Raw genomic sequence first — 16910 nt, forward strand, 5'->3', positions numbered from 1 at the left:
TCGCCACCATGCACAACCTCGCCCTCGCCGCATGAACCAGCAGACCAGCCGCCCACTTCGCGCTGGGTGACCACGGCCTTCTGCAACACCCTTTACAGGCCGTCTCAGAACGCCAGCTGCGCGATCTCCTCCGCGACCACCGCGCACGCGTCCGCCGCCGGGTCGATCAGCGGGAAGTGCCCCACGTCTTCGAGGAGGGTGAGACCCACGACCTCGCCCGCCCTGGCCGCCGCGTCGGCGTACGCCTCGGCCACGGCGTGCGGCACGGTGATGTCGGCGCGGCCCTGTACGACGGTCGTGGCGATGCCCGTCGGGAGCAGCGCGGCCGGATCGGCGTACGGCAGCCGCTCCACGAACTTCTCCTCGCCCCCGAGGAGTTGGCCACAGGCGCCGCCGCAGACCTCCAGCTCCTCGGCGACCGCGAAGTCCGCGATCGGCGCGAGCGCGACGACACCGCGCAGCGGGGCCGGGCGCCCGGTGCGCCAGGGCGCGTCGGCGGGCAGCAGGTGCCGCGCCGCCGCCCACAGCGCGAGGTGGCCGCCCGCGGAGTGCCCGGTGACGACCGTGCGGCGCGGGTCGGCCGACGGGAGGGCACCGCGTACGAGCGAGGGAAGCGCGTCGAAGGCGGCGGCCACGTCGTCGAAGGTCTCCGGCCAGCGCCCGGCCACCGGGCTCGTACCGCCCTGGGCGGGGATGGGACGGCCCCTGCGGTACTCGACGTTGGCGACCGCGAAGCCGCGGCGCGCGAGGAAGTCGGCGAACGGCGTGAGGTGCCGCCGGTCGTACGGCGCGCGCCAGGCGCCGCCGTGCAGGGCGACGACCAGCGGCGCGGGCCGGGGCGTGTCGCCCCTCGGCGCGTAGAAGTCGATGACCTGGTCGGGGTGGTCGCCGTACGTGGCGGTGGCGTCCGGCTCCACGGCGGGATGCGAGAAGGCGGCTTCGGCCTCGGCGGCATCGCGGGCCACGGCGGCGTCGTCCGGCATGCGGCAACCTCTCGACAGCGGTTCGACAGCGGTGGGCGGTGGGCGGATCCGTCCCGTCCTCCGCAGTTTACGGAGGACGGGAACGGCATCACCGCACCGGCGTCACGCGTCCAGGATCTCCGCGAGGACGCGGGCCGCCCGCTCGGCGTCGGCGAAGGAGACGTACAGCGGGGTGAACCCGAAGCGCAGCACGTCCGGGGCGCGGAAGTCACCGACCACGCCCCGCTCGATCAGCCGCTTCATCACCTCGCCCGCACCCTCGCAGCGCAGTGCGACCTGGCTGCCGCGCTCGGCGTGCGCGTCCGGGGTGAGCGACTCCACCCGCCCCTTCGGTACGTACGCCTCGACGCACCGCAGGAAGAAGTCGGTCAGGGCGAGCGACTTGGCCCGCACCGCCTCGATGGAGACGCCCTCCCAGACGTCGAGCGCCGCTTCCAGGGCGAGCATCGACAGGATGTCGGGCGTACCGACGCGACCGCGCGCCGCGCCCCGCGCCGCCTCGAACTCGGGGCGCATCCCGAAGGGCTCGGCGTGCGAGTTCCAGCCGGGCAGCGGCGAGTCGAAGCGCTCCTGCAGCTCCTCGCGCACATAGAGGTACGCGGGCGAACCGGGGCCGCCGTTCAGGTACTTGTACGTACAGCCGACCGCCAGGTCCACGCCGTGCTCGTCCAGGCCGACCGGCAGGGCGCCCGCCGTGTGGCAGAGGTCCCAGACGGCGAGCGCGCCCGCCGCGTGGACGGCCGCCGTCAGACCGGGCAGGCCGTGCAGGCGGCCCGTGCGGTAGTCGGCGTGGTTGAGCAGCACGGCGGCCGTCCGGGGGCCCAGCGCCGCGGGCACCTCGGACGGGGCGAGCGGGATCAGCCGGCAGCCGGTGAGGCGGGCCGCCGACTGGGCGATGTAGCCGTCCGTGGGGAAGGTGGTGGCGTCGACGATGATCTCGTCGCGCGCCCCATCCGGGTTGCCCCGGCTCTCGCCCTCGCCCGCGCCGCGCGCCATACGTACGGCCGCCACCAGCGCCTTGAAGACGTTCACGCTCGTCGAGTCACCGACCACGATCCGGCCCGGACCGGCGCCGACCAGCGGCGCGATGCGGTCGCCGACGCGCTCGGGCGCCGTCCACCAGCCGCTCTCGCCCCAGGAGCGGATGCGCAGCTCGCCCCACTGGCGGGCGACGACGTCCGCGACGCGGCCCGGCACGTTGGCGGGCAGGGCGCCCAGGGAGTTGCCGTCCAGGTAGACGGTGTCGTCGAGGACGAACTCCGCCCGCTTGTCGCGCAGTCCGTCCCCGGCATCCAGAATTCGCGCCTGCTCACGCGGGTCGGTCGGGTGGTCACTCAGGTCAGACATGGCTCCTCGCCGTCCACAGCTCGGGGAACACGTTCTTCGTCGCGCGCTTCTCCAGCCAGGCCACGCCGGCGGAGCCGCCCGTGCCCGTCTTGGAGCCCATCGCGCGGCGCGTGGCGACCAGGTGGTCGTTGCGCCAGCGCCAGACCAGCTCGGCCACGTCCGTCAGCGTCTCGCCGAGGCGGGCCAGGTCACCGCTCTCGTCGCCGGAGTAGAGCTCCGTCCAGACGGCCTCGACCTCGGGCGACGGCTCGTACTTCTTCGAGAGGTCGCGCTCCAGGACGCCCGCCGGGACCGCGTGGCCCCGGCGGGCGAGGAGCCTGAGCACCTCGTCGTACAGGCTCGGCTCGTGCAGGGCCTTCTCCAGCTCCGCGTGGACGCGCGGCGCGCCCCGGTGCGGGACCAGCATGGACGCCGACTTGTCGCCGAGCAGGAACTCCATGCGGCGGTACATCGCCGACTGGAAGCCGGAGCCCTCGCCGAGCGCGCCGCGGTAGGAGTTGAACTGCGCGGGGGTCAGCTGGGCGAGCGGCGTCCAGGAGTGGTTCAGGGCCTCCAGCTCGCGGACGCTGCGCTTGAGCGCGGCCACGGCGACCGGGATGTCGTCGCGGCGCAGCGCCTGCGCGGCGGTCTCCCACTCGTGGACGATCACGGTGAACCACAGCTCCATGACCTGGGTGGTGACCAGGAAGACCATCTCGCCGGGATCGTCCGAGCGCAGATGCTGGAGGTGGGTGAGCACGTCCGCCTGGACGTAGTCCTCATACGGGGTGGTGCCCGCGAAGTCGAGGTTCGGACTCTCGGCCTCATGCGCTTCTGGGGACATCGCTGTCTCCTTGATACGTACTCCGGGTAGCGGTCCGCCCCTGCCGTTACCGGCACGGGGGCCCCGGTCCCCACCGGAATCCTCTGCAACTTTCCCCGAAACGGCAAGGCACACCCGTTCGGAAACAGCTCCTAACGCCTCACACTGCTGTCATCCCCGTACTTACTCCTGTACGCGGCGACGCTCCCGACAGGCTCGCAGGTGGGCGGCGTTCCCGCAGCCGCGCACGGAGTGCCAGACGCCGCTGTTGTTGCGGGAGCGGTCGTAGAACGCGGCGGCGCAGGACGCGTTGCGGCAGATCTTCAGGCGGCGCCAGACGCCCGAGGCCTGGGCGAGCAGCGCCTCGGCGAGCACGGCGGAGGCCAGCCAGCGGGCGCCCGCGCCCTCCGGCTCCACGGTCAGCGTGCCGTCGCCCGCGAGCCCGACGACGACGGGCGCGGAGGTGAAGCGCACCGCGTCCCCGCGCCGGTCGCCCGCGGCGAGCGCGCGCCGCACCTGGTCCCGCAGACAGCGCAGCTTCGGCAGATCCTCGTCCGTCAGGACGAGCTGCACGTCGGGCCGCCCCGTCTCGCGGGCCCAGCCGCGCACGGCCCGGTCGGCCCACTCCTGGGCGCCGCCGAGCGCGCCGTCACCCAGGAGATCGGGCAGGTCGGCGGTGCCCGGCCGGGCGGCGGGCGCGGTGTTCAGGAGCTCCTGGACGAGGGAGAGGCCGCCGGGCGCGGGGCTCAGGCAGTGGCGCTCGGTCGCTGGCCAGTTCATGCCTCTCAAGGTACCCGCCCTGAAGGAGACATTAGTAAAGGGCTTACATTGCTGTCAGCGTCGTAGGACGTCATGCGTACCGAGAGCCCGATCAAGAGCTCACCCGATTGCCAGGAGGCCCCCATGGAAGCCACGGAAGCCACGGAAGCAACGCACGCGACGGGGACGGACACCTCACGTGCCGCACGGATACTCGGCCGCCCCTTCGACATCAACGGCCTCACCCTCCCCAACCGGATCGCCATGGCTCCCATGACCCGGGAGTTCTCGCCCGACGGCGTGCCCGGCTCGGACGTCGCGGAGTACTACGCGCGCCGCGCGGCGGGCGGCGTCGGCCTGATCGTCACCGAGGGCACCTACGTCGACCACCCCTCGGCGGGCAGCAGCCACCGCGTCCCGCACTTCCACGGCGAGGCCGCGCTCGCGGGCTGGCAGCGGGTCGCCGAGGCCGTGCACACGGCGGGCGGGAAGATCGTCCCGCAGCTCTGGCACGTCGGCACGGCCCGCGACGAGGGCCAGGGCCCGATCCCCTCGGCGCCCCCGGCGGGTCCCTCCGGCATCGGCCTGGACGGCGGCGCCAAGGGCCGGGCGATGACGGGCGCCGACATCGACGCGGTGATCGCCGCCTTCGCGGACAGCGCGGCCGCCGCCGAGCGGATCGGCTTCGACGGGGTCGAACTGCACGGCGCCCACGGCTACTTGATCGACCAGTTCCTCTGGGGCACCACCAACCGCCGCACCGACGGCTACGGCGGCGACCTCGCGTCCCGCACCCGTTTCGCGCGCGAGATCGTCGAGGCGGTGCGCGCGGCCGTCTCGCCGTCCTTCCCCGTGATCTTCCGGCTCTCCCAGTGGAAGGCGTACGCGTTCGACGCGAAGCTGGCGGCGGACCCCGCCGAGCTGGATTCCCTGCTGGCCCCGTTGGCGGCCGCGGGCGTCGACGCCTTCCACGCCTCCACGCGCCGCTACTGGCTTCCCGAGTTCGAGGGCGACGACCTGAACCTCGCCGGCTGGGTCAAGAAGCTCACCGGCAAGGCCACGCTGTCCGTCGGCTCGGTCGGCCTCGACAAGGAGTTCGTGGGCCCGCAGGGCTTCGCCAAGGAGACCGCGTCCACCGGCATCGACCTGCTTCTGGACCGCATGGAGCGGGACGAGTTCGATGTGATCGCGGTGGGCCGCGCGCTGATCGCGGACGCGGAGTGGGCGAACAAGGCGCTCACTGACCGCCTTGCGGAGGCGGCGCCCTACGACGCGGGGCTGCTGGGCGAGCTGCGCTGACTGGTTCTTCTCTGCGGGCTGACTTCGGCTGGGCGCGCAGTTCCCCGCGCCCCTGTGGGGCGCGGGGACCACGTCAGTTCAGCGTCTCCGCCGCCGTCGCGGAGGAGTCCCGCAGGAAGCCCGCGCAGCGCTCGTACTCCTCCTGCTCGCCGATCGCCTGCGCCGCCCGCGCGAGGGCGTGCAGCGCCCGCAGGAAGCCCCGGTTGGGCTCGTGCTCCCACGGCACCGGGCCGTGGCCCTTCCAGCCGCTGCGGCGCAGGGAGTCCAGGCCGCGGTGGTAACCCGTACGGGCGTACGCGTACGACTCGACGACGCTGCCGCGCTCGAACGCGTCGTCGGCGAGCTGCGCCCACGCCAGGGAGGACGTGGGGTACTTGGCGGCGACGTCGGCGGGCGCCGTGCCGTTCGCCAGCAGCTCGCGCGGCTCCGGGTCGTCGGGCAGGTGGGTCGGGGGCGGTCCCCCGAGCAGATCCTTGTGAATGGCCATGGGTCCAAGTCTGCGGCATGCCGGTACGGCGAAGACCCCGGGTGCACGTCGAAGGCCCCGGGTCGGGTGACCCGGGGCCTTCACCTCGTACGCCTTCGCCTCGTACGCGAAGCCGCTGAAGGACTACTTCAGCTTCGTACCCGAGGAGCGCAGGTTCGCGCACGCCTCGGTGACGCGCTTGGCCATGCCCGCCTCGGCGAGCTTGCCCCACGTGCGCGGGTCGTACGTCTTCTTCGAGCCGACCTCGCCGTCGACCTTCAGGACGCCGTCGTAGTTGCGGAACATGTGGTCCGCGACGGGCCGCGTGAAGGCGTACTGCGTGTCGGTGTCGAGGTTCATCTTGACGACGCCGTTCTCCAGGGCGGTGGAGATCTCCTCGGCGGTGGAGCCGGAGCCGCCGTGGAAGACGAAGTCGAACGGCTGCGCGCCGGCGGCCTTGTTGTACTTGGCGGCGACGCCCTCCTGGAGATCCTTGAGTAGCTCGGGACGGAGGACGACGTTGCCCGGCTTGTAGACGCCGTGGACGTTGCCGAAGGACGCGGCCAGGAGGTAGCGGCCCTGCTCGCCCAGGCCCAGCGCCTCGGCGGTGCGCAGCGCGTCGTCGACGGTGGTGTACAGCTCGTCGTTGATCTCGTGCGTGACGCCGTCCTCCTCGCCGCCGGTCGGGGTGATCTCGACCTCAAGGATGATCTTCGCGGCGGCGGCCTTCGCGAGCAGCTCCTGGCCGATGGCCAGGTTGTCGGCGAGGGTCTCGGCGGAGCCGTCCCACATGTGCGACTGGAAGAGCGGGTTCAGGCCCTTGGCGACGCGCTCGGCGGAGACGTCGATCAGCGGACGGACGTACGTGTCCAGCTTGTCCTTGGGGCAGTGGTCCGTGTGCAGCGCGACCGTGACGTCGTACTTCGCGGCGACGATGTGCGCGAACTCGGCGAGCGCGACCGCGCCGGTCACCATGTCCTTGCTGTACTGGCCGCCCAGGAACTCCGCGCCACCGGTCGAGATCTGGATGATGCCGTCGCTCTCGGCCTCCGCGAAACCGCGCAGCGCGGCGTGCAGGGTCTGCGAGGAGGTCACGTTGATGGCCGGGTAGGCGAACTTGCCTGCCTTCGCCCGGTCGAGCATCTCGTTGTAGACCTCGGGAGTTGCGATGGGCATGTGTCCGCTCCTTGTGATGTGCGGGTGGGGTGCTGTGCTGCTTGACCCTGACCTGGGGGCGACGACATCGTCGCCCCCATCTTTCCAGACTCGGCCGCCGACCGGACTGGGACGTCGGCCGGCGGTCCGGACCGGTCGTCAGTCCAGTCCGAGATCGTCCTTCGAGTACGCGAAGAGGTACGGCACGCCCGCGCCGTCGGTGATCTTCTCGCCCGCCCCGGTGGCACGGTCCACGATGGTCGCGACGCCGACGACCTCGGCGCCCGCCTCGCGCACGGCCTCGACGGCGGTGAGCGGGGAGCCACCGGTGGTGGAGGTGTCCTCGACGACGAGAACGCGGCGCCCCTTGATGTCCGGGCCCTCGACGCGGCGCTGCATGCCGTGCGCCTTGGCGGCCTTGCGGACCACGAAGGCGTCCAGGCGCCTGCCGCGCGCGGCGGACGCGTGCAGCATCGCGCCGGCGACGGGGTCGGCGCCCATGGTCAGGCCGCCCACGGCGTCGAAGTCGAGGTCGGCGGTGAGGTCCAGCAGCACCTGGCCGACCAGGGGGGCGGCCTCGCCGTCGAGGGTGATGCGGCGCAGGTCGATGTAGTAGTCGGCCTCAAGACCCGAGGAGAGGGTCACCTTGCCGTGCACCACGGCCTTGTCCTTGATCTGCTGCAGCAGCGCGCCACGTACGTCGTCAGTCATGCCTGCCAGCTTAAAGCCGCGTCCAGGTCCAGGTCGTCGACGTCTCCAGGGGCTCGATGGGCGTGACCAGGCGGGGCGCGGTGTTGAGCCCGTTGGGCGGACCGGTCTGCGGCTCCACGCACACGGCGGGCTCCTGCTCGTCGTAGACGACGACCCACTGCTCGCGGCTCTTGACGTTCACGGCGAGCCGCTCGGGCCACGTCAGCGTCACGTCGACGCCCTCGGGCATGCCGAAGCAGTCGTCCCAGGGGCCCGGCTTCGGGTCGATGCGGCGGCCGGTGGGCAGGTGGTCGCCGCCGCGCTCCTCCTGCCAGGAGGGGGTGAAGTCGATGCGCACGGGGTCGCCGCCGCCGTCCAGGGCCCGGTTGAACCACGGGTGCCAGCCGGCCTGCGCGGGGAAGGAGTCGCCGTACGTCTCGACGCCGAGGCGCAGCGTCAACGCGTCGTCGGTGAGTTCCACGATCTGGGTGACGCGCCCCGGGTAGGGCCACGGGTCGGTGAGGTCGTACGTGAAGACGGCCTCGGTCCTCGAGACGCGCGCCGTGCGCCACTCGGCGTCGCGGGCGAAGCCGTGGATGGCGTGGGGCGGGGAGTTCAGCGGCATCTGGTGGACGGCCGCCCCGTCGCGGAACCGGCCGTTCTCGACGCGGCCGCACCACGGCACCATCGGGAAGCAGCCGTACCGCTCCCCCTGCCTCAGCAGCTCCACGCCGTCGATGCGCAGGCTTCCGATGCGGCAGCCGTTGCCCGGCTGCACGGTCACTTCCGCGGCGCCCGCGGTCAAGGTCACGTCTTTGGTACTCACGGGGCCGACCCTACGGCGTACGCGGTCAGCGGCGGCGGCGCAGGGCCCTGCCGACCACGATCGCCGAGGCGAGCGCGAGGGCGGCGGCGGGCGCGGCCCAGCGCAGGGTGGCGCCGGCGGACAGCGCCTCCGGGGCGGGCGCGGGGGCGTACCGGCCGCGGGGCGGGGCGTGGTCGACCTCCTCGGCGCTGCGGCCGATCATCGTGCGGCGGGCGTGCGCGGCCTCGGCGGGTGGTACGTCGATGTCGCTCACGTCGTCGTCGATGCCGTCGACGCCGTCGATGTCCTCGTCCTCGTCCATGTCGAGCACGTCGACGGCGTCGTCCACGTCATCCAGGTCCTCGGCGTCGTCCGCGTCGTCGACGTCGTCCGCCTCGTCGCTCAGCGGGTCCAGGGACGGCGGTGGCACCTCCGTCTCGAAGACGGTGGGCGCCGGGCGCCGCTCATCGGGCTCGGCCGGTCCGGAGTCCGCGGGCGCCACCGCCGCGAGCCCCTCCGCGAACCGTTCGAGGAGTCTGCGCACAGCGGATTCCACAGCCTGTGGAGAACTCTCCGTGATCCGGCCGTCGGCGGCGGCCGTCCCGCCGAAGACGACGGTCGTCCCCGCGACGGCCGGCACGAGCCGCACGGTCAGCGAGAGCTTCACGGAACCGGAGCCGCGCGCCTCCGTCCCCTCGCCCTCGATGACGTACGTCCCGTCGGCGCGGCCCTCGGCCCTCGCCGCACCCCGGTACGTGATGGTGTGCCCCCCGACGCGCACCTTGAGGCGGCCGGAGAGCGGCCCCGCCTTCTCCTCGACGTCGCGCTGGAGCGCGGGCACCGCCCCGGCGACCCGCACGGGGTCTGCCAGGACCTGCCGGAGACGCTCTGCCGAAACCGGAACGAACACCTCATGCTCCATGGCAGTCGAGCCTACCCACGCACTCGCCACTATGTGCGGCGGTTCGCCGGACTATGTGCGGCGGTTCGCCGGACCGCGTGCGTCAGTTCGCGTAACGCGGGTGCACCAGGGTGGACGCCGGGAGCCCCGCCACCCGGGTCCGCTCGGCCGGCCGCACCCCGGCGCGCACCACCTCGGACCGGGCCGCGCGCAGCACCGACGGACGCGTCCGCGAGGCCACCACGAACCCCCAGTCGCGCGGCGCCCGCGCACCCTCCGACGTGCGGTCGGGCCCGGCCGCGAACCCGGACCGCCGCCCGCCCAGGCGGTACGGCACGGTCTCGAGGCCCGCCGCCCGCAGCGTCGCCTCCACCGTCCAGAAGGCCCGCGGCCGCGCCAACACCGAGCCCCCGTGCACGGCGAGGCGGCCGCCGGGGGCGAGGACGCGGGTGACGAGGCCGTAGAACTCCTGGGAGTACAGCTTCGCGCTGGCGGTGATGCCCGGGTCCGGCAGATCGGAGACCACCACGTCGTACGTCGCGCGCGCCGAGCGCAGCCAGCCGAACGCCTCGGCGTTCACCACCCGCGCCCGGCGGTCCTCGAAGGCGTGGCCGTTCAGCTCGCTCAGGGCCGGGTCGTGCCGCGCCAGGTCGATGACGCCCGCGTCCATCTCGACGACGTCGACGCGGCGCACGCCCCGGTGGCGCAGGACTTCGCGCGCCGCGAGTCCGTCACCGCCGCCGAGGACGAGCACGCGCGCGTGGGGGCCTCGCATCGCCGGCCGGACGAGCCCCTCGTGGTAGCGGTGCTCGTCGCGTCCGCTGATGCGCAGGCGCCCGTCGATGAAGAGGTCGAGGGAGCGCAGCCGCCCTCCGGTGAGGACGACTTCCTGTACGTCCGTCTGCACGGCTACGCGGACCTCCGCGCCGTACACCGCCCGCCGCGCGGCCCGCTCGAAGTCGTCGACGAGCACGGCGGCCGAGGCGAGCAGGGCGAGCACCGCGGCGTTCGCGACGAGCAGCGCCCAGCGGCCGCGCACGCTCAGGTCCCGCCCGAACAGGCCGAGGACGAGCGCGCCGCCCGCCACCGCGTTGACCGCGCCGGTGAACAGGGCGCCCGTGAGCTGCCCGAGCACCGGAAGGAGCAGGAAGGGGAAGGCGAGGCCGCCGACCAGCGCGCCCACGTAGTCGGCGGCGAACAGGTCGGCGACGGCGCCGCCCGCGTCCTGGCGCCGGATGCGCTGGATGAGGACCATCAGGAGCGGCACCTCGGCGCCGATGAGGACGCCGATGGCGAGGGAGAACGCGACAAGGAGGTAGCGCGAGCCGCCCGCCCAGACCTCGCCCCGGTCACCGGTCCACGCGAACGCCGCGTACAGCGCCATGGCGCTGCCCCCGCCCACCAGCGCGAGCGTCGCCTCGACGACGCCGAACCAGACGGAGGCGCGGCGCCGCAGCCGCTTGGCGAGCAGCGAGCCGATGCCCATGGCGAAGACCATCACGGAGAGCACGACGGAGGCCTGGGTGACCGAGTCACCGATCAAGTACGCGGCGAGGGCGACGAGTTCGAGTTCGTAGACGAGCCCGCAGGCAGCGCAGACGAACACGCCCACCAGAACGAGGAACCGTCCTGCTCGGGGCGAGACCGGCAACCGCACCGTCGACTCGAGCACCCAAGAACGCTACGTCACCGCGCACTCACGCCGGGTCCCCCACAAGGGTGCAAAAGGACCGCCCGTCGCGGCGCGTCCCCCCGGTCACGCGTCACCGGTCACAGCGTCGCGGGCAGCGGCGTCCGCACGCCCACACGCGTCCGCGTGGCCACCAACTGGCCGTCCTGCGGATACGCGTGCCACGTGCGCCACATCACCGATGCCTCGTGCCGCTGCGCCAGCATGGCCGTGAAGGCGTGCGGGCTGCCGGGGAAGACTCCGGCCAGGCCATGCGGGTGCTCGGCGACCAGGGCGAGCAACTCCTGCGCGCGTCCGGCGAATTGGCCGGGCGAGAGGGTCTCGACGCGTGCGGCGAACTCGTACTCCCACTCGCCGAGCCGCTTGGAGACGCCGAGTGGCAGCGGCGTGCTGCTGCCGGGGATGCAGGCCACGGTCTCGGAACAGCTGCCCTGCTCGTCCTCAAGGAGCACTTGGTGCGAGGCCCCGAGGAGTCTCAACTGCATGGTGGCGTGGGTCAGTTCCACATCGAGCGTCGCCAGCGCGGGCAGGGGCTCGCGCCCCAGGGCCCAGGCCAGGTCCGCGGCGCGCGTGTCGGTATAGACAGTCTTCAGGGTCGTGAGCATGGGTCGGCTCCGCTAACACGCAATGGAGGTGGGGCCGGCGCACCCGGATCGGACACCGGGAGGTCGGAATACCGGCTCGTGCCCACGTGCACGTCACTTACGGGTCTCCAGACTTCGGCTGGCCAAACCCGTGACGGACGTCCGAGGGCGGTACTGACGTATAAGAGGGAATCATGGTAGACGGCAGTGCCACAGCGTTTTTACCCAACTTCGTAGGGTTTCCATCCCCCTGGGGGCCGCACAGTTCAACTGTTCAATGCCGCACAACGCCGAAGCACCCGGCGGGAGTTGTATCCCCGCCGGGCGCCCACTGGAATCGGTGGACCAGCTGCCCCGTGTCAGCTGCCTCCGCCGCATCCGCCCCCGCCACCACCGCACGAGGAGCCGCCGCCCCCGCACGAGGAACCACTGCCGCACGAGGAGCTGCCGCCACCGCACGAGGAGCCGCCGCTGTCGCCGCCCCCGGCCCACCAACTGCCCCCGCCCGCCGTGCTCGACGCGGTGCCCGAGCTCCAGCCCGAGCGGCCGCGGCGCCTGCGGCGCGCCCCGAAGTTGCCCGCCGCGACCACGGCGAAGATGAGTACCGCGACGAAGATGAAGGCCACGAACATGACCACCACGCCCCTTCCGTTCCCCCGAAGCGCGGTCCCCCGTGGGCCTCGCTTCCTGCGTGACAGGGGGATGCCCCCGGGCACGGCGGCCCAAAGCAGAGTTGAGGAAGTCCAGAGGTTCGGCGCAGGATGGCGGCCATGACCTCCACTTCCGGGAGCGGGCGCCCGCTGCTCAACCGCCGCCTCGCCGAGTTCGGTACGACGATTTTCGCCGAGATGTCCGCGCTCGCGGTCTCCACGGGCGCGATCAATCTGGGCCAGGGCTTCCCGGACACGGACGGCCCCGAGTCCGTGCGCGAGGCGGCCGTACGGGCGCTGCGCGACGGCCGCGGCAACCAGTACCCGCCGGGGCCGGGCGTCCCGGAGCTGCGCGAGGCGATCGCCGCCCACCAGCTCTCCCGTTACGGCCTCGCCCACGACCCCGACCGCGAGGTCCTCGTGACGGCGGGCGCGACCGAGGCGATCGCGGCGTCCCTGCTCGCCCTCGTCGAACCGGGCGACGAGGTCATCGCGCTGGAGCCGTACTACGACTCGTACGCCGCCTCGATCGCGCTGGCGGGCGGCGCCCGGGTCCCCGTCACGCTGCGCCCCGGCGACGGCCGCTTCCGCCTGGACCTCGACGAGCTGCGCGACGCGGTGACGCCCCGCACCCGGCTGATCCTCCTCAACACCCCGCACAACCCGACCGGCACCGTCCTCACCCGCGCCGAGCTGGCCGAGATCGCGAAGCTGGCGGTCGAGCGCGATCTGCTCGTGGTCACCGACGAGGTCTACGAGCACCTCGTCTTCGACGACGCCGAGCACATCCCGCTCGCCTCCTTCCCCGGCATGCGCGAGCGCACGGTCACGATCGGGTCCGCGGGCAAGACGTTCTCGTTCACCGGCTGGAAGGTCGGCTGGCTGACCTCCACGCCGGAGCTGGTCGCGGCGGTCCGCTCGGCGAAGCAGTTCCTCACGTACGTGTCCTCCGGCCCCTTCCAGTACGCCATCGCGGAGGCGCTCGCCCTCCCGGCCTCCTACTTCGACGACTTCCGCGCGGACATGCGGGCCAAGCGGGACCTGCTCTCCGAGGGTCTGGCGGCGGCGGGCTTCGACGTCTACCGCCCGGCGGGCACGTACTTCGTGACGACCGACATCACCCCTCTGGGGACGACCGACGGCTTCGCCTTCTGCCGCGCGCTCCCGGAGCGGGCCGGCGTCGTCGCCATCCCGAACGCGGTCTTCTACGACCACCGCGACGCGGGCGCCCCCTTCGTCCGCTTCGCCTTCTGCAAGCGGACCTCCGTACTTGAGGAGGCCGTGGACCGCCTCAAGTCACTGGCGGCCTGAGGCCCCCCGGCACGCCGAGAGCCCGGCCGGGGCGATGTGCCGCCCCGGCCGGGCTCTCGTGCGCGCAGGGACCCTCAGGCCTCGTCGTCGCCCGGCTTCTCGCCGGTCTCGCCCTCCGCGGAGTCGACCTCGGACTCAAGGCCCAGCTGCTCGACGAGCCAGCGGTCGAACTCGATCGCGGCGCGCACCCAGCTGACGGTCGACGACACGAAGTGCTCCAGGGAGACTCCGGTGCCGATCAGCATCTGGGCCTCGCCAATGAGGCGGACCGTGCCGTCGTCGTGCGTGTGGCTGTAGACCTTCGGCCACAGCGTGCGGCGGTTCCAGTCGTCGATCGACTCCAGAAGCTGCTGCTTCTGCTCGATCTGGTGGGGCCGGTCGTAGAACGTCCGCACCGAGAAGACCTGCTGGTCGTCCTCGCCGCGGAACATGAAGTACGTACGGAACTCCTCCCACGGCGCCGCGAGGTCACCCTCGTCGTCGACGACGTGCTTGAGCTCCATCTGGTCCAGGAGCTGCTTCACCAGGTCCTGGTCGGGGACGACGGGGCCCGCCGGTCCTGCGCCCTGCTGCGGTTCGGGCTGTCCCCCGAAATTCGGAATCGAGGACGGGTCGATGCTCACGTGCTTTGTCCCTTCGTACGGATTCCCGCCATCCTCCCCCACGATGGGGTGCCTCTAGCAACCCCGGCACCGCGTCTGCCCGGTTTCCGCCGTCGGCCGGGCAGACGGGACACCGTTACAGCGACTTACCCGTGGGGGGCTCTGTCGCCGGGCCCACGATCAGGCCGTTCTCGAAGCGGTCCACCCGGACCACGTCGCCGTCCTTCACCTCGCCCGCGAGGATCTCCTTCGCGAGGCGGTCGCCGATCGACGTCTGGATGAGGCGCCGCAGGGGACGCGCGCCGTAGGCCGGGTCGTTGCCCTCGTCGGCCAGCCAGGTCAGCGCCTCGGGGGTGATGTCCAGGGTGAGGCGGCGCTCGGCGAGCCGCTTGGCGAGGCGGTCGATCTGGAGCCGGGCGATGTGCGCCAGCTCGTCCTTGGTGAGCGCGGAGAAGACGACCAGGTCGTCGAGCCGGTTGAGGAACTCGGGCTTGAAGGACGCTCGTACGACCTCCAGGACCTGCTGCTTCTTCTCCTCCTCGGAGGTGAGCGGCTCCACCAGGTACTGGCTGCCCAGGTTGGACGTGAGGACCAGGATGGTGTTGCGGAAGTCCACCGTCCGCCCCTGCCCGTCGGTGAGGCGCCCGTCGTCGAGGACCTGGAGCAGGATGTCGAAGACCTCGGGATGCGCCTTCTCGACCTCGTCGAGGAGTACGACGCTGTACGGGCGCCGCCGCACCGCCTCGGTGAGCTGGCCGCCCTCCTCGTACCCGACGTAGCCCGGAGGGGCGCCGACGAGCCGCGCGACGCTGTGCTTCTCGCCGTACTCGCTCATGTCGATGCGGACCATGGCCCGCTCGTCGTCGAAGAGGAAGTCCGCGAGGGCCTTGGCCAGCTCGGTCTTGCCGACGCCGGTGGGGCCCAGGAAGAGGAACGAGCCGGTCGGGCGGTCGGGGTCGGCGATGCCGGCGCGGGTGCGGCGTACGGCGTCGGAGACGGCGCGCACGGCCTCTGCCTGGCCGATGAGCCGCTTGCCCAGCTCGTCCTCCATGCGCAGCAGCTTCTGCGTCTCGCCCTCCAGGAGGCGCCCGGCGGGGATGCCGGTCCACGATCCGACGACGTCGGCGATGTCGTCGGGGCCGACCTCCTCCTTGACCATGGTGTCCTTGGCCTGGACGGCCTCCTCCTCGGCCTCGGAGGCGGCTTCGAGGTCGCGCTCCAGGGTCGGGATCTCTCCGTAGAGCAGCTTGGACGCGGTGTCGAAGTCGCCGTCCCGCTGGGCGCGCTCGGCCTGGCCGCGCAGTTCGTCCAGCTTCTCCTTCAGCGCGCCGACGCGGTTGAGGGACTCCTTCTCCTTCTCCCAGCGTGCGGTGAGCCCGCGCAGCTCCTCCTGCTTGTCGGCGAGGTCGCGCCGCAGCTTCTCCAGGCGCTGCTTGCTCGCCGGGTCGGTCTCCTTGCCGATCGCCAGCTCCTCCATCTTCAGGCGGTCGACGGCGCGCTGGAGCTCGTCGATCTCGACGGGTGAGGAGTCGATCTCCATACGGAGCCGGGACGCCGCCTCGTCGACGAGGTCGATGGCCTTGTCGGGCAGGAAGCGGGAGGTGATGTACCGGTCGGAGAGGGTGGCGGCGGCCACCAGGGCGCTGTCGGCGATCTGGACCTTGTGGTGCGCCTCGTACCGCCCCTTGAGTCCACGCAGGATCGCGATGGAGTCCTCGACGGACGGCTCGGCGACGAGGACCTGCTGGAAGCGCCGCTCCAGGGCGGGGTCCTTCTCGATCCGCTCGCGGTACTCGTCGAGGGTGGTGGCGCCGACCATGCGCAGCTCGCCGCGGGCGAGCATGGGCTTGAGCATGTTGCCCGCGTCCATGGCCGAATCGCCGCCGGCGCCCGCGCCGACGACGGTGTGCAGCTCGTCGATGAACGTGATGATCTGCCCGTCGCTCCCCTTGATCTCGGAGAGGACGGTCTTGAGCCGCTCCTCGAACTCGCCGCGGTACTTGGCGCCCGCGACCATCGCGCCGAGGTCGAGGGAGACGAGCCGCTTGTTCTTCAGCGACTCCGGTACGTCGCCCTTCACGATGCGCTGGGCGAGACCCTCGACGACGGCGGTCTTGCCGACGCCCGGCTCGCCAATGAGCACGGGGTTGTTCTTGGTGCGGCGGGACAGCACCTGGACGACCCGCCGGATCTCCTGGTCCCGTCCGATGACGGGATCGAGGCGCCCTTCGCGGGCCGCCGCGGTGAAATCGGTGCCGAACTTCTCCAGCGCCTTGTACTGACCCTCGGGGTCGGGTGTGGTCACCCGGCGCCCTCCCCTTGTCGTCTCGAATGCGTTCAGCAGCTTCTTGTCGGTGGCCCCGTGCTTGGCGAGGGCCTCCCCGGCCCGGCCGCCCTTGGCTGCGATGCCGATGAGCAGGTGCTCGGTGGAGAGGAACTCGTCGCCCAGCTCCTTCGCGCGCTTGGCGGCGTCGGCGATGACGGCGAGCAGCTCGCGGTTGGGCTGCGGCGGCGCGACGGTGGACCCGGTCACGCTGGGCAGCGCGGCAAGGACCCGCTCGGTGTCCGCGCGCACGCCGGCCTGGTCGGCCTCGACCGCGGCGAGCAGGTCGGTGATGTTCTCGTTGTCCTGGCCCTCCAGCAGGGCGAGCAGCAGATGCCCCGGCGTCAGATCAGGGTGCCCGTCCTGTACGGCCCGGTCACCGGCCGCGTTGATCGCGGCCCGGCTCCTGTTGGTCAGCTCTGCGTCCACGTGCGCTTGTCCTCCTTACGGAATCCCACCACTGGTCGGGGGTCGGGTTCCCCTGACGCTGACTTCATCAACCTACACAAAGTTGAGTCTATTCCACTCAAGGAGAGCCCCGGA

At 72.2% G+C, this 16910-nt stretch carries 16 protein-coding genes; 2 read left to right on the top strand and 14 right to left on the bottom strand.

Features of this window, described 5'->3' with window-relative positions; all coding sequences use genetic code 11:
• Positions 1 to 104: 104 nt before the first annotated feature.
• The 4 genes from ACWDZ7_RS33345 to ACWDZ7_RS33360 all read right to left on the bottom strand — a co-directional run bounded on the left by ACWDZ7_RS33345 (position 105) and on the right by ACWDZ7_RS33360 (position 3912).
• Complete coding sequence (locus ACWDZ7_RS33345) at positions 105 to 983, bottom strand: alpha/beta hydrolase (protein ID WP_451802203.1); 879 nt, start codon at positions 981 to 983, stop codon at positions 105 to 107.
• 102 nt (positions 984 to 1085) lie between these two features.
• Positions 1086 to 2330, bottom strand: coding sequence for a kynureninase (gene kynU, locus ACWDZ7_RS33350; RefSeq protein WP_451802205.1), 1245 nt, complete (start codon positions 2328 to 2330; stop codon positions 1086 to 1088).
• Positions 2323 to 3153 (bottom strand): tryptophan 2,3-dioxygenase family protein, encoded by an 831-nt coding sequence (locus ACWDZ7_RS33355; protein WP_451802207.1) that lies wholly within the window; start codon positions 3151 to 3153, stop codon positions 2323 to 2325. Before ACWDZ7_RS33355 ends, kynU begins: the two co-directional genes overlap by 8 nt.
• Positions 3154 to 3315: 162 nt before the next feature.
• A complete protein-coding gene (locus ACWDZ7_RS33360) occupies positions 3316 to 3912 on the bottom strand; it encodes a CGNR zinc finger domain-containing protein (RefSeq protein ID WP_451802209.1) in 597 nt (198 codons plus the stop codon).
• Between the two features lie 123 nt (positions 3913 to 4035).
• Between ACWDZ7_RS33360 and ACWDZ7_RS33365 the strand changes: the two genes are divergently transcribed.
• Positions 4036 to 5190 (top strand): NADH:flavin oxidoreductase, encoded by a 1155-nt coding sequence (locus tag ACWDZ7_RS33365; RefSeq protein ID WP_451802210.1) that lies wholly within the window; start codon positions 4036 to 4038, stop codon positions 5188 to 5190.
• Between the two features lie 73 nt (positions 5191 to 5263).
• Here the strand turns inward: ACWDZ7_RS33365 and ACWDZ7_RS33370 are convergent, their stop codons facing one another.
• The 8 genes from ACWDZ7_RS33370 to ACWDZ7_RS33405 all read right to left on the bottom strand — a co-directional run bounded on the left by ACWDZ7_RS33370 (position 5264) and on the right by ACWDZ7_RS33405 (position 12113).
• The gene (locus ACWDZ7_RS33370; protein WP_451519581.1) at positions 5264 to 5677 is read right to left on the bottom strand and encodes a DUF3151 domain-containing protein; all 414 of its coding nucleotides are present in this window, start codon (positions 5675 to 5677) and stop codon (positions 5264 to 5266) included.
• A gap of 123 nt (positions 5678 to 5800) precedes the next feature.
• Positions 5801 to 6832, bottom strand: a complete 1032-nt coding sequence (fbaA, locus tag ACWDZ7_RS33375) for a class II fructose-bisphosphate aldolase (protein WP_451802212.1) — start codon at positions 6830 to 6832, stop codon at positions 5801 to 5803.
• 138 nt (positions 6833 to 6970) lie between these two features.
• Positions 6971 to 7522 (bottom strand): orotate phosphoribosyltransferase, encoded by a 552-nt coding sequence (gene pyrE, locus ACWDZ7_RS33380; RefSeq protein WP_451802213.1) that lies wholly within the window; start codon positions 7520 to 7522, stop codon positions 6971 to 6973.
• Between the two features lie 10 nt (positions 7523 to 7532).
• Complete coding sequence (locus tag ACWDZ7_RS33385) at positions 7533 to 8327, bottom strand: aldose epimerase family protein (protein WP_451802215.1); 795 nt, start codon at positions 8325 to 8327, stop codon at positions 7533 to 7535.
• A gap of 25 nt (positions 8328 to 8352) precedes the next feature.
• Positions 8353 to 9228 carry an SRPBCC family protein gene (locus ACWDZ7_RS33390; RefSeq protein ID WP_451802217.1) on the bottom strand — a complete coding sequence of 292 codons (876 nt, stop codon included), beginning with the start codon at positions 9226 to 9228 and terminating at the stop codon, positions 8353 to 8355.
• Between the two features lie 82 nt (positions 9229 to 9310).
• The gene (locus ACWDZ7_RS33395) at positions 9311 to 10879 is read right to left on the bottom strand and encodes a polyamine aminopropyltransferase (protein ID WP_451802218.1); all 1569 of its coding nucleotides are present in this window, start codon (positions 10877 to 10879) and stop codon (positions 9311 to 9313) included.
• Between the two features lie 98 nt (positions 10880 to 10977).
• Positions 10978 to 11502 carry a DUF2617 family protein gene (locus tag ACWDZ7_RS33400; protein WP_451519587.1) on the bottom strand — a complete coding sequence of 175 codons (525 nt, stop codon included), beginning with the start codon at positions 11500 to 11502 and terminating at the stop codon, positions 10978 to 10980.
• A 338-nt stretch (positions 11503 to 11840) separates the two neighbouring features.
• Positions 11841 to 12113 carry a hypothetical protein gene (locus ACWDZ7_RS33405; protein ID WP_451802219.1) on the bottom strand — a complete coding sequence of 91 codons (273 nt, stop codon included), beginning with the start codon at positions 12111 to 12113 and terminating at the stop codon, positions 11841 to 11843.
• A 129-nt stretch (positions 12114 to 12242) separates the two neighbouring features.
• Here ACWDZ7_RS33405 and ACWDZ7_RS33410 point away from each other — a divergent pair, with 129 nt between their 5' ends.
• The gene (locus ACWDZ7_RS33410; protein ID WP_451802220.1) at positions 12243 to 13442 is read left to right on the top strand and encodes a pyridoxal phosphate-dependent aminotransferase; all 1200 of its coding nucleotides are present in this window, start codon (positions 12243 to 12245) and stop codon (positions 13440 to 13442) included.
• Between the two features lie 74 nt (positions 13443 to 13516).
• Here the strand turns inward: ACWDZ7_RS33410 and ACWDZ7_RS33415 are convergent, their stop codons facing one another.
• Positions 13517 to 14065: a YbjN domain-containing protein gene (locus tag ACWDZ7_RS33415; RefSeq protein WP_451802222.1), complete on the bottom strand. Its 549-nt coding sequence runs from the start codon at positions 14063 to 14065 to the stop codon at positions 13517 to 13519.
• A gap of 115 nt (positions 14066 to 14180) precedes the next feature.
• A complete protein-coding gene (gene clpB / locus ACWDZ7_RS33420; protein ID WP_451802223.1) occupies positions 14181 to 16796 on the bottom strand; it encodes an ATP-dependent chaperone ClpB in 2616 nt (871 codons plus the stop codon).
• Between the last annotated feature and the right edge of the window lie 114 nt (positions 16797 to 16910).

It is taken from the genome of Streptomyces sp. NPDC003032 (assembly GCF_053591415.1).

What these genes read in the sequence shown, in the direction of transcription:
- ACWDZ7_RS33345 (WP_451802203.1), bottom strand. Translation starts at nt 983, where the DNA reads ATGCCGGACGACGCCGCCGTGGCCCGCGATGCCGCCGAGGCCGAAGCC.
- kynU (WP_451802205.1), bottom strand. Translation starts at nt 2,330, where the DNA reads ATGTCTGACCTGAGTGACCACCCGACCGACCCGCGTGAGCAGGCGCGA.
- ACWDZ7_RS33355 (WP_451802207.1), bottom strand. Translation starts at nt 3,153, where the DNA reads ATGTCCCCAGAAGCGCATGAGGCCGAGAGTCCGAACCTCGACTTCGCG.
- ACWDZ7_RS33360 (WP_451802209.1), bottom strand. Translation starts at nt 3,912, where the DNA reads ATGAACTGGCCAGCGACCGAGCGCCACTGCCTGAGCCCCGCGCCCGGC.
- ACWDZ7_RS33365 (WP_451802210.1), top strand. Translation starts at nt 4,036, where the DNA reads ATGGAAGCCACGGAAGCCACGGAAGCAACGCACGCGACGGGGACGGAC.
- ACWDZ7_RS33370 (WP_451519581.1), bottom strand. Translation starts at nt 5,677, where the DNA reads ATGGCCATTCACAAGGATCTGCTCGGGGGACCGCCCCCGACCCACCTG.
- fbaA (WP_451802212.1), bottom strand. Translation starts at nt 6,832, where the DNA reads ATGCCCATCGCAACTCCCGAGGTCTACAACGAGATGCTCGACCGGGCG.
- pyrE (WP_451802213.1), bottom strand. Translation starts at nt 7,522, where the DNA reads ATGACTGACGACGTACGTGGCGCGCTGCTGCAGCAGATCAAGGACAAG.
- ACWDZ7_RS33390 (WP_451802217.1), bottom strand. Translation starts at nt 9,228, where the DNA reads ATGGAGCATGAGGTGTTCGTTCCGGTTTCGGCAGAGCGTCTCCGGCAG.
- ACWDZ7_RS33400 (WP_451519587.1), bottom strand. Translation starts at nt 11,502, where the DNA reads ATGCTCACGACCCTGAAGACTGTCTATACCGACACGCGCGCCGCGGAC.
- ACWDZ7_RS33405 (WP_451802219.1), bottom strand. Translation starts at nt 12,113, where the DNA reads ATGTTCGTGGCCTTCATCTTCGTCGCGGTACTCATCTTCGCCGTGGTC.
- ACWDZ7_RS33410 (WP_451802220.1), top strand. Translation starts at nt 12,243, where the DNA reads ATGGCGGCCATGACCTCCACTTCCGGGAGCGGGCGCCCGCTGCTCAAC.